The sequence below is a fragment of the Terriglobia bacterium genome (genome assembly GCA_020073205.1).
Taxonomy (GTDB): domain Bacteria; phylum Acidobacteriota; class Polarisedimenticolia; order Polarisedimenticolales; family JAIQFR01; genus JAIQFR01.
The window spans coordinates 1-25,641 of record JAIQFR010000062.1 but is presented as its reverse complement, the minus strand read 5'-3'; the positions used below and the strand labels follow the sequence as shown (position 1 = coordinate 25,641).

The following is a 25,641-nucleotide window of genomic DNA, read 5'->3' as shown; positions in this document are numbered from 1 at the left end:
ATAGTCAGGCTATTTTGGAATATGAGAGATCGCTGTTTGAAACGTCGGGATACATCGTTGTTACCGCCGCTTCCGCGCGACAAGGATTGAGACTTGCGACGCTGTCTAACTTTGACCTGGTGGGATCCCCCGCATCGATCGTCGGCGAGCAGACGTTCGGGACGCCGGCGGCGTCCAGCTTCGGGTCGTCGGTGATCGAACCGGTGGCCGACGTCACGTCGGTGAGCGTTCGCTCGACATCGCCCAGCGTGTTCTCGAAGCTGTCGCTGTAGAGCCCGAGGACGATCAGGTTGCCGGTGCTCTCGCTGACGATGGTCCCCGACGAGCCCGGGACCGGTCCTCCCAGGGCGTAACCGACGTTGTGCTCGGCGATGGAGTCCGCGACTGCCAGGCCTGCGAATCCACCCGACTCATCGGTTTGCGCTTCGACTTCGAGGGCGCCGCCCCCGAGGTCCGCATGGTTGGAAAGGAACGTCCCGAAATCGACGCCGATGGTCGCGAAACCGGCATTCTCCGTCTGGAGGAAGGCAAACGCCCCACCGCCGACGCCGACCTCGTCGTCGTTGTGGACCCTGTTCCCCAGGACGAGGTTGTTGTTGAACCAGTGCTCGGTCCGCGGGCCGCTCGGCAGACGCTCCCACTTCGCCTTCTCGATGCCCCCGCCGATGGCGAAGGTTCCGAGGCTGGCTCCTCCGCCCGCCACGGTCGCCGTGTTCCCCTGGATAGTGTTCTGCTCGACCCGCAGCGCGCCGGTGGAGAACTCGTAGTAGCTGAGCAGGAAAGAGTTGATCCCGCCGCCGATATTCTCCGCGGTGTTCCCCGTAACCGTGTTCTTGCTGGCGCGGAGACCGGTTTCCGCCGGACTCCCGTATTCGGAGGAGTAGAAGGACAGCTCGTAGAGGTCCATGCCGCCGCCGTTGTTGCTCGCGGTGTTCCCGGTGACGGTGTTGCTCGTCACGGTCGCGACGGAGTTGATGCCGTACTCCGCGGAGCGCGCGAGCTGCAGGGCGATCCCGCCCCCGTCACGGCCCGCCTCGTTGGAATTGACGGTGTTCCCCGAGACGTCCATCTTGTCGTCGGTCGCGAAGTAGCTGGGGTATCCCACCACGCCGGCGATCCCCCCGCCGTCCACCCCGGCGCTATTGCCCTCGATGGTGTTCGTCGTGATCGCGGCGCGTGTGATGCCGCCAAGTACGGAGAATGTCCCCGCTTGGATGCCGCCACCGTACGAGGCGGCGAGGTTGCTCGACACCGTGTTGCCGCTTGCCTGCAGGTCCACCCTTCCGCCGTTGTAATAGGCGAACGAGTACGTGTAGACCCCGCCACCGTCCTCGAAGGACGAGTTCCCCGTGATGGTGTTGGTCGTGATGACGGCCTTCGCGCCTGCACCGGCACCGAAGACTTCGAGGTAGACGCCACCGCCCAGATCGGCGACGTTCCCACTGATAACATTGTGGTCCAGCTTGGCTTCCTTGATCACCACGCAGGGGCCGAGGCTGACGCAATCGCCGCCGACAACCTCGCAGTCCGTGCCGGTCGTGCAGATGACCGTGTGGTCGGCGTTGCAGACGGAGCACTGCGCCACGTCGGTGCAATCGAGGGAGGTGTCGCCCCAGCACCGCTCCGGGTCGACGACGGAACGGGCGCGATCGAGACCGAAGGCGATCGTCTCTCCGTGCACGCCTCCGCCGAGATCCGTCGACGCGTTGCGCGTGATGACGTTTTGCTGGATGCTCGTGGTTCCGTCGAACCGGACGCCGGAATCGCCTCCGCCCTTCACGGTGAAGCCCTTCAGCGAGGAGTTGTCCCCGAGGTGGATCGCGGGAGCGACCGACGGGATGTTGCACGCTTCGTCCGTGCAGTCCCCATCGTCCCTGCAGAGCGTCCCCGCCGTCGCGCAGCGACCCACGGGGATGCACGGGTTGCCGCAATCCTCGTCGGATGTGCAGGTCACCGCGGGGGCGTTGGAGCAGGTCCCTTCCGTCGCCTCCTCGGGAATGTTGCAGGTCCCTTCCGCGCAGTCGGTCCCCGTCAGGCACGACGCGGCGAGGTCGAGACTGCAGACCTTCCCGCCGCAGACCCCCGTCCCGTCGATGGTGGTCGCGCTCGCCAGCCCGTCGTTCTCGATGGCGTCGGCTATGAAGTCGAGCGCCTCGTCCATGCAGACGTTCCCATCGCCGCAGTCTGCGTCCGCGGTACACGTCAGGGTTCCGTCATCGGAGCACCTTCGACCCGGGGCGATGCACTCCTTGTACGTTCCCGGGAACACGCGGATCGTATCGTCGGACGCCGATACGTCGACCGCGTGCTGGATGGTCTTGCACGGGGACCCTTGCGTGGTGCAGTCGTTCACGGGATCCGTGCCGTCGTCACCCGTCGGGCTCACGTAGCGCACGGCCGCCCACGACGGCGCGATCGCGATCAGCGCGCACGCGAGCAAAACCCAACCCAGTTTTCTCATGTCGGAAGCCCCTCCTCGTCGACCGTTGGTCGTCTCATCGACTCCTCCTCACCTGGTCTCTGAATGAACGTCGTCGATTGAATGCCGGCCGTTTTCGGCCAGACGGAGCCCCGGCGAGGCTTCTCGAGCCAGGCCCCGAACCGGCCACGAACCGACCTCTGAGCTTAGTCATGCCCCCATTCAATGTCGAAACGCTTGTGCAGCAGCTTTTGTGCCATTTCGGTCCAGTGTCAAGGCACTGCGAATGAATCACTTAGCTGCGGAGCTTCGAGCGGGCCGGAGCGTCGCCAATCCAATAAACCAGATTGTTCAATTTCCTGGTTCTCGGCGCTTTCCTACTCGGGCCGGCTACCCCCTTGCCTTCCGGCCTTCGCGGGCCGTCGGCCACGTGCGAACGCTAACACAGGCCGCCCCTCGCCAGAAGCGTTTTCTCCGAGCGGCCGAGCTCCAACCTCACGGGATGCCTATTGCGGCGCCGACGACGATTGGAGTAAACTCCTCGCGCTGGACCGCTCGAAAGGTGGGCTCAGGCCCACTTTTTTTTTCGTCCGGGGGTTTTTCGTGCCTGGGTCGGCCGAAAGGATCGTCGAGGAGGTCCGCCGGATGGCGGCGGGGGTGGCCTCGTCCCTCGGCCTCGAGGTGGTCGACGTCGTCTTCCGCAGGCAGGGGAAGTACTCCCTCCTCCGGATCGACATCGACCGGGCCGGCCTGCCGGGGGTCTCGCTCGACGACTGTGAGCGCGCGAGCCACGAGATCGAGGGCGAGATCGACGCGGCCGGGCTGATCGGGGACTCCTACGACCTCCAGGTATCGTCCCCCGGGATCGACCGCCCGATCGCCACGGATGACGATTTCCGCAGGAATACCGGCCGGCGAATCGTGATCGAGGCCACGGAGGAGATCGACGGGACCCGTGTTTTCCGTGGCGTCCTGCGAGGCCTCGAGGGCGAAGCGGTGATTCTCGAAGCGCGCGCCGGTGACGGTATCGCACTACCGCGGCGCCAGATCCTGGCGGCGCGGCAGGACGTGGAGGCCGATCTCCACGAGACGCCGGACGGGCCGCGACCGCGAAGAAGACGGGACCGGCGTGGTATATTTGGAGGGTCATCGTCCTGAAAAGCACGGGCGCGCGGGGCAGGGCGACGCTCGCGGGGGTTGTTGTGGTCCGACGGTTCGGGGCCGTGGGATTCCGCGGAACGTCGCCGGTTCGGGGGTGCGGGTGCAGGCAGTTCGGAGATCGGAGAGTCAAGCTTCCATGAGCAGCGAACTCTACCAGACCATCGAGCAGATCGGTCGCGAGAAGGGGATCGACGCCGAGATCATCATCCAGGCGGTGGAGGAGGCGTACGCCGCAGCGTCGCGCAAGTACTACCACAGCAAGGAGGACTTCGGGGCTCGATTCGACCGCGAGACGGGTCATTTCGTGCTCTTCTCCCGGCAGACGGTCGTGACGGACGAGGATTTCCAGGATCCCGTCACGGAGATGCTCCTCGACGAGGCCCAGAGGCTCCGGCCGGACGCCGAGATCGGGACCGTGTTCGAAACGGTGAAGGAGCAGGCCGAGCTGCCGCTGACGAGGATCGCCGCCCAGGCCGCGAAGCAGGTGATCTACCAGAAGGTCAAGGAGGCGGAGCGCGAGCTGGTCTGGCGCGAGTACGGCGACCGGATCGGCGAGCTGCTCACGGGCCAGGTGAAGCGCTTCGACCGCGGCGACATGATGGTGGACCTGGGACGCACCGAAGCCGTGATCCCCCGGCGCGAGCAGTCGCGGGCGGAGCACTACAACCCCGGCGACCGGATCCGCGCGGTGCTCGTGAACGTGGAGCGGCAGGGAAAAGGGCCGCAGCTGACCCTCTCCCGCGCCAGCGAGTTGCTCGTCAAGAAGCTGTTCGAGATGGAGGTCCCGGAGATCTATGACGGCACGGTGAGCATCGTCAGCGTCGCCCGGGACGCCGGCGAGCGCAGCAAGGTCTCCGTGCGCTCGAAGGAGCGGGACGTGGATGCGGTGGGCGCCTGCGTCGGGATGAAAGGATCGCGCGTCCAGGCGGTGATCCGCGAGCTCAGGGGCGAGAAGATCGATATCGTCCAATACGATGACGACGCGTCGCACTACGTTCGCAATGCGCTGAGCCCCGCGGGGATCAATCGCGTCACCGCGAAGGACTACGAGGCGAGAGAGATGGAAGTCATCGTCTCGGAGGACCAGCTGTCCCTCACCATCGGGAAGAAAGGACAGAACGTCCGCCTGGCCAGCAAGCTGGTGGGGTGGAAGCTCGACATCAAGAGCGAGGCGGAGAAGAAGGCGGAGGTCGAGGCGGAGATGGAGCGGATGGCGCAGGCGAGCCGCGAGTTGGCCAGCCTGCCCGGTATCGGTCCGGCCATCGCGTCGCGTCTCCTCGACGCGGGATTCCGGAGCGTCGAGGAGGTGGCCCTCGCCTCGCTCGAAGACCTGACGAGCATCGAGGGGATCGGCGAGAAGACCGCGATCACGATCCACGACGCGGCCGAAGTCGCCCTGGAAGCCCGCCTGGCTGCCGAAGCCGAGGCGGAGGCCCGGGCCGCCGCCGAAGCCGAGGCGGAGGCGCAAGCGGCCGCCGCGGCGGAGACCGACGAGCCTCTCGCCGAGGACGGATCGGAGCACGAGGATGCCGCCGCGTCCGAGGGGGGAGGGCCCGCGGAAGGGCCCGAAACCGGTGCCGGGGACGGGGCGTAACGAGCGAACGGAGTCCGAATGCCCGGGATGAGGGTCTATCAGCTCGCGAAGGAGCTCAAGGTCCAGAGCGCCTTGATCCTGGAGCTCCTGGATCGCATGGGGCGGGAGGTCAAGTCCGACCTCAGCGCCCTGGATGTCGAGACGGCCGAGTTGGTTCGCCGCCGCCTCACGGCCGCCATCGAGGCGGAGAAGAAACGCCTTCTCGAGGAACGGCGCCAGGACGAGCAGCGCCTCGCCGAGGAGGCGACGTTCAGGGGTGCGGACGTGGACGGGCGCGCCGTCGCAGAGGAAGTACCCGAAGCCGCTGTGACCGAGCCGGTCGTCGTCGAGGGTTTCGCACCTGCCGCGGCCGAGCCGATGCCGCAAGAGCCCGGGTCGGAGATCTCCCTCGCGGCCGCGCCGGCCGCCGCGGAGGCTCCGGAAGCTCCCGCCGTCGAACCCCCGGCGCCCGAGGCCTCTCTCCCACATCCCGGCGACGTCGAGAAACCCGTCGCCGTGCCGTCGGCGCCCGAGGCGCCGCGCCCGCGGGTGTTCGCGGCGAAGCGCATCCCGTCGCTTAGCGCGATCCGGGCAGCGTCGGCAGCCGGCCGCGCGGCGGCGGCGCGACCGGTTCCGCAGTTGGTCCGCACCGAAGCCGTGAGGCCCGGAGCCGCTCCGCGTCCTCCGCTGCCCGGCCGCGCCCCGGTGCCGGGCCGCCCGGTTCCGGCGCTTTCCGGTCCGTCGGGTCGGCGGAAGAAGGCCGACGAGCCGATCCCACCCCCGGTGCCACGTCAGAAGCCGGACCTGCCACCGGTCCCGGAGAAGATCAGCCTGTCGGAGGCGGTGACGGTCAAGGAGTTGGCCGAGAAACTCAACCGGAAGTCGAAAGACATCATCGCCAAGCTCATGACGCGCGGCGTGCTGGCCAACATCAATCAGCCGCTGGATCCCGCGGTCGCCATCGAGGTCGCCAAGGAGTTCGGCTCCGAGGCGGCCATCGTGTCGTTCGAAGAGGAGGTTCAGCACGCGCCCTCCCTCCATGGCGAGGCCGAGACGGCCGGGGAAGCTCCGGGGAAGCTCGTCCCACGCCCGCCCGTGGTCACGGTCATGGGCCACGTGGACCATGGAAAGACCTCGCTCCTCGACGCCATCCGAACCACGAACGTCGTCAGCACCGAGCACGGCGGGATCACCCAGCACATCGGCGCGTACCAGGTGACCGAGCGCGGCCGGAAGATCACGTTCCTCGACACTCCGGGGCACGAGGCGTTCACCATGATGCGCGCCCGCGGAGCGCGGGTCACCGACATCGTCGTGCTGGTCGTGGCCGCCGACGACGGTGTGAAGCCTCAGACCCTCGAGGCGATCGATCACGCCAGGGCCGCCGGCGTGCCGATCGTGGTGGCGATCAACAAGATCGACAAGCCCGAGGCGCGGCCGGACCGGGTGAAGCAGCAGTTGGCCGATCACAACATCCTGGTGGAGGAGTACGGCGGGCAAACGGTGGCCTGCGAGGTCTCCGCGAAAAAGCTCCTGGGCCTCGCGGAGTTGCTAGAGATGATCCTGCTGGTCGCGGACATCCAGGATCTCAAGGCCAACGCCGAAAAACTGGCCACCGGCGTGGTCCTCGAGGCGCGCCTCGACCGCGCCCGCGGGATCGTCGCCACCCTGCTGGTGCAGCAGGGAACGCTCAGGGTCGGCGATCCGTTCATCGCCGGCTCGGCCTTCGGCAAGGTGCGCGCGATGACCGACGAGAACGGCCGGCGCGCGGAGGAGGCCGGTCCGTCGACCCCCGCGGAGGTCATGGGTTTCGCCAGCGAGCCGACCGCCGGCGACCTGTTCCAGTCGGTGGCCGACGAATGGAAGGCGCGTCAGATCGCCCAGTTCCGCCAGGAGAAGGCGCGGGTGGCCGCGCTCGCCAAGTCCTCCCGGCGGACGCTCGAGAGCCTCTCTCGGGAGATCGCCGAAGGAGAGGCGAAGGAGCTGCCGATCCTCCTCAAGGCGGACGTCCAGGGGTCCCTCGAGGCGCTCCAGAAGTCCTTGGGGGAGTTGCCGTCCGGCAAGATCCGCGTTTCCGTGCTCCGGGCATCGACGGGCGCGATCACCCAGGCCGACGTGCTGCTGGCCGCCGCGTCCAATGCGATCATCGTCGGATTCAACGTCCGGCCCGACCGTGCCACCGCCGAGCTCGCGAGGCAGGAGGAGGTGGAGATCCGCCTCTACACCGTGATCTACGAGGTCGTGAACGACGTCCGGCAGGCGATGGTCGGGATGCTCGAGCCGACGCTCAAGGAGATCGTGCTGGGCCAGGCCGAGGTGCGCCAGCTCTTCCGGATCTCGAAGGTCGGAACGGTCGCCGGCTGCCTTCTCACCGACGGGAGGGCCGCGCGCACCGCCGACGTCCGCCTGATCCGGGACAACGTGGTGATCTACACCGGCAAGCTCTCGAGCCTGAAGCGCTTCAAGGACGACGTGTCCGAGGTCAAGCAGGGCTTCGAGTGCGGCATCGGCATCGCGAATTTCAACGACCTCAAGGAAGGCGACATCATCGAGTTCTTCACCGTCGAGAAGGTGGCCTCGCAGACGCTGTAGGCCGCGATGACCGTAGGCGTATACACCTTCGAGATCCACCTTCCGGGTGCCCGATCCCTCAAGGACAAGCGACAGGTCGTAAGGCGGCTCAAGGACCGCCTCCGCTCGCGCCACAACGTGGCGGTGATCGAGATGGAGGAGCACGTCGATCTCTGGCAGCGGGCAGCGATGGCCGTGGTGTCGGTCGCCACCCGGCGCGAGGTGCTCGAGCAGCTCTTCGACGCGATCCACCGCGAGGCGGAGAGCCAGGTTCCGGGTGAGGTGATCGAGACGGGGGCCGACTTCATCGAGGCGTCCGACGGCGGTCCGGGAGGCTGGGCCGGGGAGTGGCGGTGACGACGCATCGGTCCGCGAGAATGGGAGACCTGATCCGCGAGATCCTCGCGCGTCTGCTCCGAGAGGAAGTCCGGGACCCCCGCATCGGCTTCGTCACCCTGACGGACGTGCGGATGAGCCCGGACTTGAAGCACGCGCGCGTGTTCTTCTCCGTTCTTGGAGGGTCCGCCCCACGCGCGGCCGCGGGGAAGGCTCTCGGTCACGCCTCGCCGTTCCTGCGCCGCGCGCTGGCGCGCGAGGCGGGCTTCCGCTACACGCCCGACCTCCACTTCGAGGAGGACGCGTCGATGGAGACCGGTTCCCGCGTGGACGCGCTGCTCCGAGAGATCTCCGCCGACCCTAAGCCCGTGGATTCCGCGTGCGGGGACGAAGGGAGCGGCGGGGACGAACGGTGAGCCCGCCCCCTGAGGGGCTGCTCCTCGTCGACAAACCGACGGGTCCGACCAGCCACGACATCGTCGCCCTCGCGCGTCGGATCACCGGGCAGAGGAGAATCGGCCATGCCGGGACGCTCGATCCGATGGCGTCCGGGCTGCTCCCCCTCGTTCTCGGGCGAGCCACGCGGTTGGTTCGATTCCTCCCGCGATCCCCGAAGCTCTACGAAGGGAAGATCCTGCTCGGGGTGACGACCGAGACGGACGACATGACGGGCGCGGTGCTCGCCCGGCACGGGGGCGAGCTCCCCTCTCCGTCCGCGGTGCGCGAAGCCGCGGGGCGGCTCGTCGGCCGGATCGCCCAAGTGCCTCCCGCCGTTTCCGCTCGGCGAGTCGGCGGGGAGCGCCTGTACCGGCTCGCGAGGAGCGGGCGGGCGGTCGCCGCCCCGCCGGCGACCATCGAGGTCTTCCGGCTCGAGTTCGCGCCCGGCCCTACCGCGGATGAGTGGACGCTCGTGGCGGAAGTCTCGTCCGGCACCTACGTCCGCGCCCTTGCCCGCGATCTCGGCGCTTCCCTGGGGTGCGGCGCCGCTCTCGCGGGCCTCAGGCGGCTCGCCATCGGCCCGATGACCCTTGAGGGAGCGGTTCGACTCGACGACGCGATGGCTGCCGCGAGCCTCTTGGACGCCATCGTCCCGCTCGAGGCGATGCCGCTCGAGCCGCCCCCCGTCGAGCTGCCCGACGAGGCCGCCTGCAGCCGCTTCGGCGCCGGTCTGCCGGTGCCTCTGCCGGCGGGCTCTCCTCCCGCGGGAATGGTCCGCGCGCTCTCGCCGGCATCGGGCCTCCTGGGCATCGGCGAGGCCGGCGGCGGCCTGCTCCATCCTCGCGTCGTCCTTCCCGCGCCGCCGGTGCCTCGAGCCTAGGCGTCTTGCCCGATCCGGCCGGCTGTGGTACGTTTCGCGGTCGAGGCGGACGAAACTGCCTCGGCACGGGACTCGATTTCTGGCCCGTCCGCGAAGGTCGGCGGCGCCGGAGGAGGACACGCGGTGCCCCTGAACCGTGAGAGCAAGACCGAGATCATCTCCAGCTTTCGAATGACCGAGACGGACACGGGATCTCCCGAGGTCCAGATCGCCCTCCTCACCAAGCGTATCGAGCACCTGACCGAGCACTTCAAGGCCCACGCCAAGGACCACCATTCCAGGCAGGGCCTTCTCAAGATGGTCGGCAAGCGCCGGCGGCTGCTCGACTACCTCAAGCGCAAGGACTTTGAACGCTACCAGCGGATCATCAATCGGCTCGGCATCCGAAAGTAGCCCATCGCTCTTCCCGGGCCCGGCAGGCGCCGTCCTTGCGGTCGGAGGCCGCGTGTCGCCACGCCGCAGTCGTTCGAACCGGCGGGGTCCCGGGCCCGCGCGCTCCCGGCCACACGCGTCCGGCGCTTGTGACCGATCGAGCCGGCTGCAACGCGGCTCGCGGTCGGGCCGCTCCGGCCCCTCGCCGAGAGGTTCGTCGTGCCGGATCCCGTCCGTCAACGTAGGGAGGTCACGAAATTGACCATACGCAAAGAAGTTGAAATCGGAGGGCAGCGGCTCATCATCGAGACCGGCGACGTGGCGCGACAGGCCGACGGCGCCGTGACGATCCGGTACGGCGATACCGTCGTCCTGGTCACCGCCTGTGCCGCCAGGAAACCCCGCGAGGGCGTGAGCTTCCTCCCGCTCACCGTGGACTACCGCGAGAACACGTACGCTGCGGGAAAGATCCCCGGCGGGTTCTTCCGCCGCGAGGGCCGGCCGAACGAGAAGGAGGTGCTGACCTCCCGGATGATCGACCGCCCCCTACGCCCGCTCTTCCCCGAGGGATGGGCCTGCGAGACCCAGATCATCGGGCTCGTGCTCTCGTCGGATCAGGAGAACGACTCGGACGTTCTGGCGATCACCGGCGCGTCGTTCGCGCTGGCGGTGTCGGATATCCCCTTCCCCGTCCAGATCGCGGCGGTGAGGGTCGGCCTTACGGCGGACGGGAGCTACCTGCTGAACCCGACGTTCCAGCAGCTCCAGACGAGCCGCCTCGATCTGGTGATCGCGGGCTCGGACGACGCGGTGGTCATGGTCGAGGCCGGCGCGTCGGAGGTTTCGGAGGAGGAGCTGTTGCAGGCCATCGAGACGGGACACGAGGCGATCCGGAAGATCGTCGCCGTCGAGAAGGCGCTGGCGGCGGAAATCGCCAAGCCGCGTCGCTCCGTGACCGCTCCTCCCGAGCCCCCTGGCATCCGCGAGAGGCTGACCCGCGATTTCAGGGAGCGGCTCAGGGACGCCATGCGGCTGCCCGGCAAGCTCGCGAGCTATGCGACGGTGGACGCCCTCAAGGATGAGATGCTCGCGGGATTCGGCGAGGACGACGGCGAGCAGGCGGCATTCGCCTCCCGTTTCTGGCACGAGCTGCAGGACCTCGTCCTGCGGGAGGAGATCCTGGGCAGGGGCGTTCGGCTCGACGGCCGGCGCTTCGACGAGATCCGAAACATCCGTGGTGACGTCGGCGTCCTACCGCGCACCCACGGCTCGGCGCTGTTCACCCGAGGCGAGACGCAGGCGCTCGTCACCGTCACCCTCGGCACGTCGGCGGACGCCCAGCGCCTCGACTGGCTCGAGGGAGAGTCGTTCAAGCGGTTCATGCTCCACTACAACTTCCCGCCGTTCTCCGTCGGCGAGGTGAAGTTCCTGCGCGGCCCAGGCCGCCGCGAGATCGGCCACGGTGCCCTGGCCGAGCGGTCGATCCTCCCCCTCATGCCGAAGGAGGAGGAGTGGCCGTACACGATCCGAATCGTGTCGGACATCCTGGAGTCCAACGGGTCTTCCTCGATGGCCACCATCTGCGGCGGCTCCCTGGCGCTCATGGACGCCGGCGTGCCGATGAAGTCCCCGATCGCGGGAATCGCCATGGGGCTCGTCAAGGAGGGGGCCCGCTACGCGGTGCTGACGGACATCGCCGGCGCCGAGGACCACCACGGCGACATGGACTTCAAGGTCGCCGGGACCCGCGCGGGCATCACCGGGCTCCAGATGGACATCAAGATCACCGGGATCACGCGGGACATCATGGCCCGGGCGCTCTCCCAGGCGCGCCAGGCACGGCTCGCGATCCTGGACACCATGGACGGCGCCCTGGGCGCTCCGCGCGCCGACATCTCGCCCTACGCTCCTCGGATCATCACCATCGTGATCAACAAGGACAAGATCCGAGACGTCATCGGCCCCGGCGGCAAGATGATCCGCTCCATCGTCGAGCGGACCGGTTGCAAGATCGAGGTGAACGACGACGGTCGCGTGGACATCGCGTCGTCGGACGAGGACGCCGCGAAGAAGGCGGTGGAGATCATTCGCGAGCTGACCGCGGAGGCGGAGCTCGGGAAGACCTACCTCGGGAAGGTGGTCCGCGTGGTCAATTTCGGCGCCTTCGTCGAGATCCTCCCCGGCGTCGAGGGCCTCCTCCACATCTCCGAGATCGCCGAGCAGCGCATCGGCGAAGTTCGTGATGAGATCGACGAGGGAGACGAAGTTCTCGTGAAGGTCATCGACGTCGACGGTCAGGGCCGCGTCCGGCTGTCGCGCAAGGCCGTGCTCCGCGAGCAGCGGGGCGAGACCGGCGCTCCGCCGCACGAGGGAGGCGGGCACCGACCGCAATCCGGAGGGCCGGCCGGGCACAGCCACCAGGGACCGCGCCAGGACGAGGGCGGGCACGGGGCGGGCCACGCCGGTGGGCCCGGGGGTGGTCGGAGTCGGGGGCCCGCTGGAGGCGGCCAGGGCCGATAGCGGCCCGAGGGCCCGCGGGAGTCGACGTTGCTCACCGACAGGGTCACGCGGTACCTCCTGGATCGCGGAGCGGTCACCCCGGCTCAGGTCGACGAGGCGCGCCGAACGCAATCGTTCTTCGGCGGCGCGCTCGAGACCCATCTGCTCAAGCTCGGCTTCGTCGACGAGGAGAAGCTGGGCGATGCACTGACCGAGACCTACGGCGTCCCTTACGCCTCCGGCGAGCGTCTTCGCTTCGTTCCTCCCGAGGTGCTCGCGGCCGTGCCGCCGGAGATCGCCAGTAGGCACCGCGTCTGCCCGTTCCGGCTGGAGGACAGGCGCCTGCGCGTGGCGATGCTGAACCCTCGCGACGCGAGAGCGTTGGCCGAGCTGCAGGCGACGGCGGGATTGAGGATCGAGCCCTGGATCACCTCGGAGTTCCGCCTGGTTCAGGCGCTTGAGCGGCACTACCGGCTTCCGATCGAGGGAGTGCGCTCCATCACGCTGGCGCCCCCAGCACCCCTGAGGTCGTCGCGGCGCCCGCCGGAGCGCGAGACCGCGGCACCGGTCTCGAAGGAGGCCGAGCCCGAAATCGGCCTCGATGGCCGGCCCCTTGATGCGGAGATCGGTTTCGACGACTCCGTTTACTTCTCCCCCGCTCAAGCTCCGGCGGGGCCGCCCGCCCCGGAGGACCGACCCTCGTCTTCGGCTCCGGCCGCACCCGAGGCGCCGGTCCCGCCACCGCCGCCGGCCGCCGCCGATCCCTTGGAGCGGCTCGAGGCTGCGCTCGCGACGGCCGCGGACCGCGATGAGCTTGCCGATGCGCTCCTGTCCTATTGCGCCTCGAGGAGCGCGCGCTGCGCCCTGTTCGCCGTCGGACGGGACGGGATCAGGGGACTCGCGGGACGCGGGCGTGGATTCGAGACCGAGACCTTGAAGCAGGTCGCGATCTCGGCGGAGGCACCCACGGTGTTCGACGCGGCGTTACGGTGCCGCGATTTCTACTTCGGGGTGGTCCCGCCGCTGCCGGCGAACCGCGATCTGTACACCGTGCTCGGCGGAAGGCTGCCGGCGATGGCGCTCGTCCTGCCGATCCAGGTGAAGAACCGGACCGCCGCGCTACTCTACCTCGACGACGACGAGCGGCCGATGACCCACCCGGACATTCCCGCGATGCGACGGGTGACCGCGAAAGCCGGTCTCGCGTTCGAGATCCTGCTGCTCCGGAACAAGCTGCGCGGAATTTGATCTCCCCGAACGACGAGGGGCGGGCCCCCGCCCGCCCCCCATCCCGCCGGAGCGCTCGACCCGTGCCTTTTTAGGGCTCGAGCTCCACGCGGTCTCCGATGCCGATCTCCTTCACCGCCAGCGTGAGCTTGGCCGACGAGGTGTCCTGGCCGGCCTCGAGGATCACCGCCTGGCCGAGCATCGTGCGCGGGAGTCCGTCCCGATCGCGGAACACCCTCAGCACCGCACCCGGGCGCAGCCCTTTTGCGCTCCCCAGGTCGGTGAAGATCACGTATCCCGATCCCACCACCGAGAGGTCGTCGCGGGTCGCCACGACGAAACCGTCGGGTCCACCCGACGGGGTCGCGTTCCAGCGGTCGAACTTCGGTATCGACGCGATCGTCGGAATCGGGATCTCGCGCCACGGGACCACCTCGTCCTGGTCGCGGATCGGGGCGCAGGATTCCTCGATGACCGCCGTCGAGGTGTTCTCCTGAACCGCGAGGACGCGGACCTTGCCCAACCGCGCCACGAACGTTCCCAAACCGGCCCGCGTCGTGGGGTGCACGACCCTCCGGATCGGACGCTGGACCTCGTACTCGGTTCCGGGCCCGATCCCCACATCGCGGCCGTGGCTCAAGTAGACCACGTCCCCCTGCGCGACGTGCTCTCGCTCGGTCTCGCGACCCACGACGCTCAACGCCGGCACCTCGTGGCTCGGGTCGATGGAACCGGAGCAGTAGACGTCGGCCGCATCGGCCACGGGGAGGAGCGGAGCCGGGGCCACGGGAGGTGCCACGGCGGTCGGTGGCGCCGCCGGCTGCTCCGGCTGCGCTTCGGGCTTCGCCACCTCCTGTGGAGCAGGTGGCGGGCCCCCGGGAGGCACCACGGTGGGCTTGCCCGGCACGCCAAGCGGGTCGCCAGGATAGATCCAGTGACTGTCCAACACGTAGCGGTTGAGGTCCCAGACCTGGGGCCAGAGGTGCGGGTTGCCGAGCCATTTGCCCGCCAGGTCCCAAAGCGTGTCGCCCCGCTGGATGATGTACGCGTCGGGCCCCGCGGGCGGCGGGCTCCACGGCGTCCAGTGGTCCCCGACCTTCTTGAGGTCCTTGGGGGGATGCGTGGACGTCCCCGCGGGCACCCTGTCCTCCGCCGGCACCGCCACCGCACCCGCCAATAGGACCGCGAGGATCAGCGCCGCAACCGCAGCCATCTTTCTCATGAGCGACTCCCTACCCTCCGCTGGGATGCCCGCGCCATCCTCGGGGAGCGGGTATCCGAAGTCGAGCCGGGCCCTCGGTCGGATCCCTCAACCCTGCGGCCACCCTGCGGGAGGCCGAAAAGCGCGGCACATCGCCGGTGACCTAGCGGCGGGCCGGGGGCAAATATAAGGCCGAAAAGGCGGAAATCAACCTGGCCGGGTGTCGGGTCCCCGTGCTCGTGGAGGGCGTCAGTTTCGCCCGTAGACGTAGAAGTCCAGGCAAGTCCTCCCGTATCGCGCGGTCCGAACGAGAGGGAGCGAATCGCCCGACGCCGAGGCGGCAGGGAAGCGGGACTCGCGCTCCACCACGACCCGGGCTCGGGAGACCAGCGTTCCGGGCGCGGCGAGCAGCGCATCGAGGATCGGGCCACCGAGGGGCTCGGCGTACGGCGGGTCGCTGAGCACTAGATCGAACGGCCCCCCGACGGCCCCCGCCGCGATGAGCACCTCGGCTCTTCCGCCAACGAACCGGCAGCGGGACTCGACCCGGAGCTTCTCGGCGTTCGACCGGAGCTGCGACAGAACGTGCCGATCGACCTCGATGAAGGTCACGGATACCGCGCCGCGGCTCAGCGCCTCGAGGCCGAGCGCTCCGGTCCCGGCGCACGCGTCGAGGACCCGCATCCCCGAAAGGTCGTGGCCGAGGATGTCAAACAGGGCTTCCCGCACGCGATCGGGCGTCGGTCGAACGCGGCTCCCCGGCGGAACCTCGATCCGCCGGCCACGCAACTCACCGGCGACGATGCGGAGCGTTCCCATCGCGCGCGCCCGTCGCCGCCGCGGCCTCCCGCCGGCCGCGAGGGCGCGAGCGCGCCCTGCGGCGCTTGAGCCCAGCCCCCCGCGCGGGTGCGCCGGGCTGTCCGGTCTCGCCGGCATCCGCGTCGGCGTCCCCCCGGACGCCCCCAGCCCGGTGCCGGTGGTCCCGGGGAGATGCAGCTTCCGGGCCGTACGCGAAGCCCTCGATGTGCACTCGGGGAACCGGCTCCTTGAGCAGGTGCTCGATCGCGCTCACGCGCCGGCCGTCGGCGCCGGTCACCAGCGTGACCGCCTTGCCTGCGCGCTCCGCGCGTCCGGTTCGGCCGATCCGGTGGACGTAGTCCTCGGCATGCATCGGGACGTCGAAGTTCACCACGAGATCGATGTCCGTGATGTCGAGCCCCCGCGCCGCGACGTCGGTGGCCACGAGGACGTCGAACTCCCCTCGCCTGAACGCGGAGAGGGCCCGCTCGCGATTGGCCTGCGACAGCAGGCTCGAGAGGGAGACGACCTCATGTCGCCCGCGTCGAAGCTGCCGCGCCAGATCCGAGGTCCCTTCGCGCGTCGCGGTGAACACCAGCGTCTTCGCCGGCTTCTCGCGCTCCATGATCGCGAGGAGCAGGTCCACCTTCCGCCCCGCCGGAACCGGGTAGAGCGCGTGCTCCACCGTGTCCTTGACCCGGGTCCCGATGTCGATGCGGACCGTCTCGGGATCGAGCAGGTACCGGTCGGCGAGCCCCCTGATCTCCGGCGCGAACGTGGCCGAGAACAGCATCGTCTGGCGGCTCATTGGGACCTTGCGGAGGATGGCGTCCACGTCGTTGATGAACCCCATGTCGAGCATGCGGTCCGCCTCGTCGAGCACCAGGAATCGGACTTTCCGAAGGGAGAGCCACGCCGACGTCACGAAATCCAGCAGGCGGCCCGGGGTCGCCACCACGAGATCGCAGCCGCGGAGGAACCCTTGCTTCTGGTCCCCGCTCGACGTCCCGCCGTACGCGACCACCGTGCGGACTCCGAGATCGCGGCCGAAGCGCTCGACCTCGCCCGCCACCTGGAGCGCCAGCTCGCGCGTCGGACAGATCACGACCGCCTGCGGATCGTCGCCGCCCGGACGAAGGCGCTCGAAGATCGGAAGGAGGTATGCGAGGGTCTTTCCCGTCCCCGTCTGCGCCACCCCGATCAGGTCGCGCCCTGAGAGGAGGATCGGGATCGACAACGCCTGGATCGGCGTCGGTGTATCGTATCCCGCTTCGTCGAGAGGGCGCTGAACGTCGCGGCGCAACCCGAAGGCCTTGAAGGTACTCGACATTTGCCGGATTGTAGCATGCGCGTCGAGAGAGGCCCCAATCGCGTTCAGTAGCCTTCAGCGGCCCAATGCAGCTGCGGGTCGGTGCGCATCAGGTGGATGTCACCCGTCGCGATGAACGTCACCAGGACGCCTTCCTCGCCCCTCGGGAACTCGGGCGGCAGGGGCGGGAGGACGACTTCCTTCAAGGCATCCATCGCCGACTTGTCGAGCGGCTCGCACCCCGATTCGTTGATCAGGTCCACCCGTTCGATCTGGCCATTGCGTCCGATCACGAACCGGATCTGGTTCTGGTGGTCCAACATCCACCCGCGCTTGAACGCCCACTTCTCGAACTGGTCGGCCATCAGGTAGAGCCGTCGGTACCATGCCTTCAGGATCGCGTAGTAGGCCTGGGAGGCGTACCCGCTCTTGACGAAGTCGAAGTCGTTTCCCTCGAAGAGGAGGTTCCCGAAGCCGAAGCCGCTGGCGCTGGGCGGGCCCATGCCGACCCCGCTACCGCCCGATCCTTCCCCGCCGTTCCCCTTGCCGCCGCCGCCCGAGCCGTCGAGACCGAGTACGGAGCGCCTGAAGTCCGAAAGCGCCCGAGAAAGATCCGACCGGCCCGGGGCGCCCGGTCCCTGCCCCGGCCCCTCCGCCGGCTCGCCCGTCCCGACGGCTGGCCCCGCAGGGCGATCGCCTTTGGGACCCTGGGACGAGGAGCCAGTGAAGGCGCGCGTCGAGGTCGTGGGAGCAGGCGGCGGTGCCATCGGGCGTGCTTGGGACTGCGGCTGCACCTGGGGATCCCCTGCGGGGGGGACCGGCACGCGTCGCTCGTTCGCGCCGCCCGACGGGGGGGGCGGGTTGGGGACCGCTTTCCGCCGCAGGGCTTGAGGCTCGGGCTCGCGCGGCTTCGGCTTCGGAGCTTCCTTCTTGGCGACCTCGAACTCGACGACGTCCTTCTTCTCCTCCGGGTGGGGCCGCACGATCGGCAGCCAGACGAGCGCTACCAGGAGGGCCAGATGGACCCACGTCGAGACCGAGAACGCCCAGCCATACCCCTGGCGCGGGCCCTTGTCGTCAAGGATGATCGTCGAGTCGAGAGCCATTCTCCGGTTTCAAGCCCCCTAGCCCTCACCTACCCATACTATCCGCATTACGCTGCGCCCGCCTCTTGCCCGAGGTCGCGAGCGGGTCACGCGAGCGCTGCGGCGATCCGGTGGAATTCCCGGCGGACCGGCTGGAAGTCCCCGTCCGGCACGGCGGGATGGATCCGGTTCGTGAGCAGGACGTAGACGCGTCCCGCCCCCGGATCGAGCCACACCGAGGTGCCGGTGAACCCCGTGTGTCCGGGCGATCCTTCCGGCAGCACGTCCCTCGCTGCACCGCTGAGCGCCGCCGTCGTGAAGCCGAAGGTCCGCGTCCCCGGTCCCGCCACGGGGACGAGGAGGCGCAGGCGTGCCGCCGCACTCAGAGCGAGGGAGTCCGGCGCGAGGATCTCGCGTCCGATCGCCGCCACCTCCGCGGCGGTCCCGAAGAGCCCGGCATGCCCCGCGACGCCCCGGAGCCCGTGGGCATTTCCGTCGTGGACCTCGCCGCGGGGGATCGCGGTCCGCCACTCGTGCCCCTCGCCCGACGCGCCGGCCATCCCGCGCTCGAGCCGGCTGCCGTTCTCGGTCGCGGCGGCGTGGGTGAAACGCCCTCCGCTCCCCGCGAACCCGGTGGACAGGAGCCCGAGCGGACCGGCCACGCGCCGGTCGAACAGACGATCGAGCCGCTCCCCCGCGGCCCGCTCCACGGCCGCGCCGAGCAGGAGGTACGAGAGATCCGAGTACCTCGTCGTGCCCGGCGCGTCAGCGGGTACCGTGCGGGCGATCGCCCGCACGTACCCTTCGGCGGTCGAGGCGTCGAGGTAGAGCGGCCGCCACGCCGGCAGCCCCGCGCGGTGAGCGGCGAGCGACGCGAGAGTGACCGTCTCGTACGCGGAGCCGCGAAGCTCGGGAAGGAGATCGACCGCGGGAGCACCCGTGTCGATCTTCCCCTCGCCCTCGATCAGGACGGCGAGAAGGGCGGTCGCGAGCGGTTTCGTGAGCGAGGCGAGATCGTACGGCGTGTCCTCGAGAGCCGGCTCCAGGACCGGCTCGATCGTGGCGTCGCCGACCGCGCCCCGAGAGATGACGCCCTTCGGTCCCTCGACCCACCACGTCGCCCCCGGCATGGCCCCGGCCGCAATGCGATCGAGGAGGAACTCGCGTACCGGGTCGGGCCGCGCTGACCCTGTGGTCAACGGCACACTCCACGCGTCGAAGTCCGGACGAACTCGAGGAAGTAGCGGACCTCCTCGTGGTGCCCCAGCTCGGATTCCACCTTCTCCATGGCTTCCTTGAGGAGCAGCTTCGAGCGGAACAAAGTCAGGTAGCACTGCTTGATCGCCTCGATCGTCTCCTCCCCGTACCCCTTCCGCTTGAGGCCGACGAGGTTGATTCCGTGGGTCGTCGCCCGATTCCCCACCGTCAGGACCCACGGGAGGGCGTCCTGCGTCACCACCGAGTAGCCTCCGATGAACGCGTGACGCGCCACCCGCGTGAACTGGTGGATTCCGCTGAAGGCGCCGACGGAGGCCTCGTCGCCGATCACGACGTGCCCTGCGAGCGTCGCCGCGTTCCCGAGGATCGTTCCGTTGCCGACGCGGCAGTCGTGGGCCACGTGCGAGTACGCCATCACCAGGTTATCGTCGCCGACGGTCGTTATGCCTCCGCCCCCATCGGTCCCGCGGTTCAGGGTCACGAACTCGCGGATCCGGTTGCGCGCCCCCACGACGAGCCTCGTGGGCTCTCCGCGGTACTTGAGGTCCTGCGGGGCGCCTCCCAGCACCGCCATGGGGAACACGACGTTGTCCGGGCCGAGGGCGGTCCCCTCGTGGACGACCACATGCGACAGAAGCCGGGTTCCCGCCCCGATCTCGACGCCCGTCTCGACGACGCAATAAGGACCGACGGCGGCGCCGGCCCCGATGCGCGCCGAGGGGTCGACGACGGCGGTCCGGTGGACCTCCGGCGATGCCACCGGGGTCACTCCCTGTCCACCATCGCCGAGAGGATCTCGGCTTCCGCGGCCATCTCCCCCTCCACGTCCGCCACCCCCCTCATCTTGCAAGTCCGGGAGCGCAGCTTCACCACTTCCATCGTGAGCCGCAGGCGATCGCCGGGGACGACCACTCGGCGGAACCGCGCGCCGTCGATCCCGGCGAAGTACACCAGCTTCGCCTTGCGCTCGGCGTAGTCGTGGAGCATGAGCACCGCGCCGGTCTGGGCCAGGGCCTCGATGATCAAGACGCCCGGCATCACCGGCGCGCCGGGGAAATGCCCCTGGAAGAACGGCTCGTTGAACGTCACGTTCTTGATCGCGACGATCCGCTGTCCCGGCACCATCTCGAGGACGCGGTCCACGAGCAGGAACGGATAGCGGTGCGGAATGCTGTCAAGGATCTCCCCTATGTCGAGCAAGCGTCAGTCCCCCTTTCCCTTCCGCTCGAGCGCGACGAGGCGATCTTCGATCGCGCGGACCCGCGATCGGAGTTCCGGCAGGCCGCGAACGAGCAGCTGCGCCCGTTTCCACTTCAGATGGTGCACCGCGGGTATCCCGGCGACGAACGATTTCTCGGGGAGATCGTCGAACACCGCCGACTTGGCCGCGATCACGGAGCCGTCGCCGATCGACAGGTGCCCAGCGGCCCCGGACTGCCCGGCGAACGTGACGCTCTCCCCGACCCTCGTGCTGCCCGCGATTCCCGACTGACCGGCCATGAGGCCGTCGGGACCGATCCGGACACCGTGGGCGATCATGACGAGGTCGTCGATCTTCGTCCCCCGTCCGATCAAGGTGTCTCCGAGCGTCCCGCGATCCACGGCGCTGTTCGCCCCGATCTCGACGTCGTCCTCGACCACGACCCGCCCCAGCTGGGGGACCTTGCGGTGCCTCCCCCCTGAGGTCGCGAAGCCGAACCCGTCGCCACCCAGGACCACTCCCGCGTGGACGACGCAGCGGGCACCCACGCGGGTCCCGGGGTAGAGCACGACGCGAGGGTGGATCACCGTGTCGTCCCCCACCTCGGTCCCCTCGCCGAGGACGGCTCCCGCGCCGACCGCCGCACGCCGGCCGACGCGCACCCGCTCCCCGATCACCGCGAACGGCCCGATCTGCGCCCCCTCGCCGAGGTCCGTTCCGCCGGCGACGAACGCGAGCGGCGAGATCCCGGGAATCCGCGGCGCCGCGGGGTAGAGGAGGTCGAGGATCTCCGCGAGCGCCAGGTAGGGCGCGTCGACCTCGAGGACGTTCCGCCCCTCGAGCCGCGTACCGCGTCCGGCGAGGACCGCCGCGGCGCGGGTTCCGCCGGCCGCCGCTCGGTACCTCGGATTCGTGAGGAAGGCGAGGTCCTCGGGTCCGGCGTCCTCCAGGGTGGCGACGCCGCGAATCCTCCGCTCCGGATCGCCGACGACGCGCCCGCCGACCCGGACCGCCAGATCGCCCAGCCGGATGACGTCGGGCATCGGGTTCCTCCCGGGATCGTGATGGGCCCGGGGCCCTCCTGCAGCTACTTCTTGTCGGGCACCGTAGGCGGTGCCGCCGGCGGCGCCGCCGACGGCGCCGCCGGCTTCGCTCCGTCCTTCGAGGCCGGCGCCTCCGGAGCGACCGGGAACAGCTTGTTGAACCGGTCGACGATGGCGGTGGTCACGTCGCTCGAAGGATGGACGTAGATCGCCGCCCCACGCTCTAGGATAATCGCGAACCCCTCGTCCCTGCCGAACGACTCCACGGCCGCCAGGAGCTTCTCCCTGAAGGCGCCCTCGGCGTCGGAGACTTCGAGCTGCATCTCGCGCTGCGCGCCTTCCTTGCCCTGGTTGAGATCCAGGATCTTCTTCTGGAGATCTTTCTCCATGCTGCTCCGCTTCTCGGCGGACAGCGAGAGCGCCTGCGAGTTGAGCTTGTCCTGAAGTTCCTGGACGTCCTTCTCCTTGGCGCTGATCTCCGCACGCTTCTTGTCGCTGAACGCGGTCAGCTTGCTCTGGACGCGCTTCCCCTCGGCGGTTTCCTCGGAGACGCGCTGTGCGTCGAACACGCCGATCCTGGCGGGGGCGATCGCCTGCGCCCAGGCGGTTCCGGCCGCGGCGACGGCCAGGACGATGAACAGGCTCGCGATTCGTCTCATCGAGATCCCTTCCTTTCGGACGCGGTGCCGCGTCGCCTCTTCGGCGTTCGGCGCCGTCCAAGCACGACCCGGCTCGACGCGTAGGTCCCCGTCCGGGGCATCAGAAGCTCCTGCCGATCGAGAACATGAAGTTGCTCGTACGGTCCTCCTGCAGCTTGCGCAGCGGCCAGCCGTACATCAGCCGCAGGGGGACCGGGAACACCGGGAGATAGAAGCGCATCTCGATTCCGGCGGAGACGCGCGCGTCCTTGAACCCCCAACGGGTGTCCTCGAACAGGGAGTTCCCGACGTCGACGAAGAACGCCGCCTCCACCGGGCCGCTGAGCGGCATCGCGTATTCCGTCTGGAGCAGGAAGTAGCGGTCCCCGCCGACCTCCACGAGGTCGTTGCGATCGAGGATCCCGTCGGCATTCCTGTCGAACTGCGAAACCAGCCGCCCCCGGGGATCCTGCACGGCCTCGACGATCCGCCCCAGCGAGTCGAGGCGGACGAAACGCAGCGGCGTGATCGTGCGCACGTCGAAGATGCGAGGCCCCTGGGTGTCGCCGCCGATCCAGAAACGGGAGAACCTCGGGACGCCGTTGACGTCGACCGTCCCTCCGAGGCTCGCTCCTTGCCAGCTCCGGATGAGGCCGGCCTCGGCGTGAAAGCCCAGGAAGGTCCGCCGGACCGCCCGCTTGTAGCCGGAGAACAGGAGCATCGGCTTGTAGAACGACGTGTCCCCGCCGAGGGCTCCCCCGGCGAGCTGCACGTCCGCCGTGATCGACCATCCGCGGCTCGGCCGGTAGGGGTTGTTGACCCGGTAGTACGAGTAGCTCGGCGTCAAGCTCGTGATACGGGTCGTCGACTGCCCGGCGAGAACCGAGAAGTTCGTCGACGTGTCCACCTCGACGTTGAAGCTGGTCTGGATCCGGGTGAAGTAGCCGAGCTGCCGCCCGACGACGGCACCGCCGCCACGGCTCGAGCTCGTCAGCGAGTTGCCGTAGTCCACGTCCTGTCGGTAGAGGCTGAAGCCGAGGTTGTACGGGCGACTGAAGAGCCACGGCTCGACGAACGATATCGAGTACCGGCTCGCGGTGCCGCCGACCTGTATGGAGGTCGAGACCGTCTGCCCCCGTCCCAGGAAGTTCCGGGTGGAGAAGAGCCCCTGGAAGAACACGCCGTCGAGGCCGCTGTACCCGCCCCCGATCTGGATCTCGTTCCGACTCTTCTCCTCCCCCTCCACGGTGATGCGAACCCGGCTCTCCCCCTCGATCGGCTCGACCACCGGCTGCTCCTTCGCCTCGAAGTACCCGAGCTGGTTCAGCTTGGAAACCCCGAGGTCGAGGAGGCTCCGGTTGAACAGATCCCCCTCGTTCAGCGGGAATTCCCGCCGGAGGACCCGGTCTCGCGTGACGGTATTGCCCGTGAACTCGATGCGGGAGACGTAGTACGGCTTGTCCTCGTTGATCACGATCTGCACGTCCGCGATCTTCGTCTCCGGGTGCCGTTCCCGCTGCTGCACGGCCGTCGCGAGGTAGTACCCCTTGTTCCCGTAAGCCTTCGTGATCGCGTCCACGGCGATCTTGAGGAGACCGATGTTGACCACGTCCCCCTTGCGGAGCGGGATGAACGCGAGGAGGTCCTTGTCGGCGAAGAGCGAGTTGCCGGTGACCGAGATGTTGCCCGCCCGGTACTCCGGCCCCTCCGAGACCGGGACGGTGAGGTAAACCCAACGCTTGACCTTCGGCTCGGCCTTCTTCCTGGCCTTCTCGGCCCTCTTCTTCGCCCTCTCCTCCTCCCGCCGCCGCTTCTCGGCACGCTTGCGCTCCTCGCGCGGAGACAGCGGTCGGAGCGCTTCAGCCGCTTTCGGCGACGCCGCCGCGGCGTCCTTTCCCCCTCCCGGGGCCTCGGGGGTCGCCGCGGCCGCCTTGTCCTTCGCTGCGTCCGCCGGCTTCCCGGAGCCGCCCTTCACGATCTGCTTCACGTCCACCACCGGCGGGCGAATGTCCACGTCCAGGTAGCCGCGGTTCTCGTAGAGCTCGCGAACGTTGGCGACGTCCATGTCCCATTTGGCGGGGTGGTAGAGCGCCTTCGATGACCATGGCCACCACCAGCGCCACGCCCTCGTCAGCTTGAGGCTCTTCAGCAGCCTCCGCTCGCTGTACACCGTGTTGCCGACGAAATGGATGCCGCGGATGCGGGTCTTTCCCCCGGGCCGGATCGAGAAGTTCACGGTGCCGGTGGTTTCGGTGGGATTGTCGATCCGGTGGGAGACCTGCGGGTCGAGGTATCCCTTCTCCCCCAGATAGTCGCGTATCGCCGACTCCGCCTCGAACACCGACTTGAGGTTCAGCGGCTTGCCGGGATCGAGCAGGATCTTCCGCTCTTTGAGGCGATCCTCGATCTGCGTTCGCGTCAGGACCTTGTTGTCCTCGTACGCGACCGAGGTGAGGACCACTTTTTCCTTCACCTTCAGGATCAGGACCTTCCCGCCGTTCGGGCCGTCCTCCGCCTCGACGCTGATGTCGCTGAAGATCCCGAGGTTCCACATCTTTCGGAACTCCTCGCGGATCTTCGCCGGGTCGTACGGCTCGCCGACGTGGATCCCGAAGACGTGCAGGAGGGCCTCCCGGGTCATCCGCTGCAGCCCCTGGGTCTCGATCGCCTCGACGGTTCCCTGCGTCGGCTGGGCTCGAGCGGGAAGTGCGACGCAGGCGGTGGCGGCGAGCACGAGGGCGGCGAGCGTTCGGGAGCCCGAGATCATTCCACCTTCCGTTGCACGGGCGGCGCCCCTTTCGACCCGGGCCGGCACATCGCACTCCACGAACGCGATCCCTCAGGGCCGGGGAGTCCCCGCCGGGAGCGCCATTCTACTTCGGGATGCGTCGGACCGCCCCGTCTCCCGCTCGAGACGCGCCGAGCTCGAAGGGCCCTCACGCGGACGGTGCTTGGATGGTGGCCCGGAAGGCGGGCTGGCCGTCCTCGAGGTAGACCTCGATGAGCCCCCGTTCCTGGAAGTGCCCTCGGATCAGGGCTTCGGAGAGGGGATCCTCGACGTGGCGCTGAATCGCCCGGCGGAGCGGCCGGGCGCCGTAGGACCGGTCCTGGCAGGTCGTCTTGACCAGCCAGGCGCACACCTCGTCGGTGACGGCGATCTGGATGCTCCGTTCCTCCAGCGAGGCGTTGAGCTTGCGGACCATGATCCGCGCGATCGCCTGGAGCTGGTCCTCCGAGAGCGCGTCGAAGACGATGATCTCGTCGATCCGGTTGATGAACTCCGGGCTCAGCGTCTTCTTGACCTCGCCCATCACCAGGTCGCGACGGTCCTTGAAGGCCTGCGCCCGGTCGTCCCCCTTGAACCCCATCTTGCCGCCGGTGCGCGCCACGTGCTGGGATCCGATGTTGGAGGTCATGATCACGATGGAGTTCTTGAAGTCGACCACCTCGCCGTACGCGTCGGTGATCATGCCGTCCTCGAGGACCTGCAGGAGTATGTTGAGCACGTCGGGGTGCGCCTTCTCGATCTCGTCCAGGAGGATCACGCTGTACGGTTTGCGCTTGATTCGCTCGGTGAGCTGCCCGCCTTCCTCGTGCCCCACGTATCCCGGGGGGGAGCCGATCATCTTCGCGATCGCGTGCTTCTCCATGTACTCCGACATGTCGAACCGG

The 25,641-nt window shown here is 68.7% G+C and carries 21 protein-coding genes; 9 read left to right on the top strand and 12 right to left on the bottom strand.

The features are described 5' to 3' along the window. Window positions 1–4: 4 nt before the first annotated feature. Entirely contained in the window at window positions 5–2,461 is a 2,457-nt protein-coding gene (locus LAO51_13275) for a hypothetical protein (GenBank protein ID MBZ5639711.1), read from the bottom strand. A 561-nt stretch (window positions 2,462–3,022) separates the two neighbouring features. Between LAO51_13275 and LAO51_13270 the strand changes: the two genes are divergently transcribed. The 9 genes from LAO51_13270 to LAO51_13230 all read left to right on the top strand — a co-directional run bounded on the left by LAO51_13270 (window position 3,023) and on the right by LAO51_13230 (window position 13,497). After that, the gene (locus LAO51_13270) at window positions 3,023–3,577 is read left to right on the top strand and encodes a ribosome maturation factor RimP (GenBank protein ID MBZ5639710.1); all 555 of its coding nucleotides are present in this window, start codon (window positions 3,023–3,025) and stop codon (window positions 3,575–3,577) included. A 139-nt stretch (window positions 3,578–3,716) separates the two neighbouring features. Then, a complete protein-coding gene (gene nusA, locus LAO51_13265; GenBank protein MBZ5639709.1) occupies window positions 3,717–5,174 on the top strand; it encodes a transcription termination factor NusA in 1,458 nt (485 codons plus the stop codon). Window positions 5,175–5,192: 18 nt separating this feature from the next. Further along, on the top strand, window positions 5,193–7,745 hold the full coding sequence (infB, locus tag LAO51_13260) for a translation initiation factor IF-2 (GenBank protein ID MBZ5639708.1): 2,553 nt from the start codon (window positions 5,193–5,195) through the stop codon (window positions 7,743–7,745). A 6-nt stretch (window positions 7,746–7,751) separates the two neighbouring features. Continuing rightward, entirely contained in the window at window positions 7,752–8,081 is a 330-nt protein-coding gene (locus LAO51_13255) for a DUF503 domain-containing protein (protein MBZ5639707.1), read from the top strand. Continuing rightward, complete coding sequence (gene rbfA, locus LAO51_13250) at window positions 8,078–8,476, top strand: 30S ribosome-binding factor RbfA (GenBank protein MBZ5639706.1); 399 nt, start codon at window positions 8,078–8,080, stop codon at window positions 8,474–8,476. The genes LAO51_13255 and rbfA overlap by 4 nt, the downstream gene beginning before the upstream one ends. After that, entirely contained in the window at window positions 8,473–9,378 is a 906-nt protein-coding gene (gene truB / locus LAO51_13245; GenBank protein MBZ5639705.1) for a tRNA pseudouridine(55) synthase TruB, read from the top strand. Before rbfA ends, truB begins: the two co-directional genes overlap by 4 nt. Window positions 9,379–9,501: 123 nt before the next feature. Beyond that, window positions 9,502–9,771, top strand: coding sequence for a 30S ribosomal protein S15 (gene rpsO / locus LAO51_13240; protein MBZ5639704.1), 270 nt, complete (start codon window positions 9,502–9,504; stop codon window positions 9,769–9,771). Window positions 9,772–10,008: 237 nt separating this feature from the next. Beyond that, window positions 10,009–12,270 (top strand): polyribonucleotide nucleotidyltransferase, encoded by a 2,262-nt coding sequence (gene pnp / locus LAO51_13235; GenBank protein MBZ5639703.1) that lies wholly within the window; start codon window positions 10,009–10,011, stop codon window positions 12,268–12,270. 27 nt (window positions 12,271–12,297) lie between these two features. Further along, entirely contained in the window at window positions 12,298–13,497 is a 1,200-nt protein-coding gene (locus LAO51_13230; protein MBZ5639702.1) for a hypothetical protein, read from the top strand. A 70-nt stretch (window positions 13,498–13,567) separates the two neighbouring features. On the opposite strand, the gene LAO51_13225 is transcribed toward LAO51_13230, so the two are convergent. From LAO51_13225 to LAO51_13175, 11 genes are all read right to left on the bottom strand, one after another. After that, complete coding sequence (locus LAO51_13225; protein ID MBZ5639701.1) at window positions 13,568–14,698, bottom strand: LysM peptidoglycan-binding domain-containing protein; 1,131 nt, start codon at window positions 14,696–14,698, stop codon at window positions 13,568–13,570. A gap of 228 nt (window positions 14,699–14,926) precedes the next feature. Continuing rightward, on the bottom strand, window positions 14,927–15,496 hold the full coding sequence (gene rsmD, locus LAO51_13220; GenBank protein MBZ5639700.1) for a 16S rRNA (guanine(966)-N(2))-methyltransferase RsmD: 570 nt from the start codon (window positions 15,494–15,496) through the stop codon (window positions 14,927–14,929). Further along, complete coding sequence (locus LAO51_13215; GenBank protein ID MBZ5639699.1) at window positions 15,468–16,805, bottom strand: DEAD/DEAH box helicase; 1,338 nt, start codon at window positions 16,803–16,805, stop codon at window positions 15,468–15,470. Before LAO51_13215 ends, rsmD begins: the two co-directional genes overlap by 29 nt. Before the next feature lie 44 nt (window positions 16,806–16,849). Then, window positions 16,850–17,890 (bottom strand): energy transducer TonB, encoded by a 1,041-nt coding sequence (locus LAO51_13210; protein MBZ5639698.1) that lies wholly within the window; start codon window positions 17,888–17,890, stop codon window positions 16,850–16,852. Between the two features lie 86 nt (window positions 17,891–17,976). Then, complete coding sequence (locus LAO51_13205; protein MBZ5639697.1) at window positions 17,977–19,068, bottom strand: beta-lactamase family protein; 1,092 nt, start codon at window positions 19,066–19,068, stop codon at window positions 17,977–17,979. Next, on the bottom strand, window positions 19,065–19,847 hold the full coding sequence (lpxA, locus tag LAO51_13200; protein MBZ5639696.1) for an acyl-ACP--UDP-N-acetylglucosamine O-acyltransferase: 783 nt from the start codon (window positions 19,845–19,847) through the stop codon (window positions 19,065–19,067). The genes LAO51_13205 and lpxA overlap by 4 nt, the downstream gene beginning before the upstream one ends. Before the next feature lie 5 nt (window positions 19,848–19,852). Continuing rightward, complete coding sequence (fabZ, locus tag LAO51_13195; protein ID MBZ5639695.1) at window positions 19,853–20,287, bottom strand: 3-hydroxyacyl-ACP dehydratase FabZ; 435 nt, start codon at window positions 20,285–20,287, stop codon at window positions 19,853–19,855. 3 nt (window positions 20,288–20,290) lie between these two features. Next, on the bottom strand, window positions 20,291–21,331 hold the full coding sequence (gene lpxD / locus LAO51_13190) for a UDP-3-O-(3-hydroxymyristoyl)glucosamine N-acyltransferase (protein MBZ5639694.1): 1,041 nt from the start codon (window positions 21,329–21,331) through the stop codon (window positions 20,291–20,293). A gap of 44 nt (window positions 21,332–21,375) precedes the next feature. Then, complete coding sequence (locus tag LAO51_13185) at window positions 21,376–21,990, bottom strand: OmpH family outer membrane protein (GenBank protein MBZ5639693.1); 615 nt, start codon at window positions 21,988–21,990, stop codon at window positions 21,376–21,378. 100 nt (window positions 21,991–22,090) lie between these two features. Then, window positions 22,091–24,736, bottom strand: coding sequence for an outer membrane protein assembly factor BamA (gene bamA / locus LAO51_13180; GenBank protein ID MBZ5639692.1), 2,646 nt, complete (start codon window positions 24,734–24,736; stop codon window positions 22,091–22,093). 169 nt (window positions 24,737–24,905) lie between these two features. Beyond that, window positions 24,906–25,641 (bottom strand): AAA family ATPase (locus tag LAO51_13175; GenBank protein MBZ5639691.1); only part of this gene is annotated, 736 nt, incomplete at its 5' end.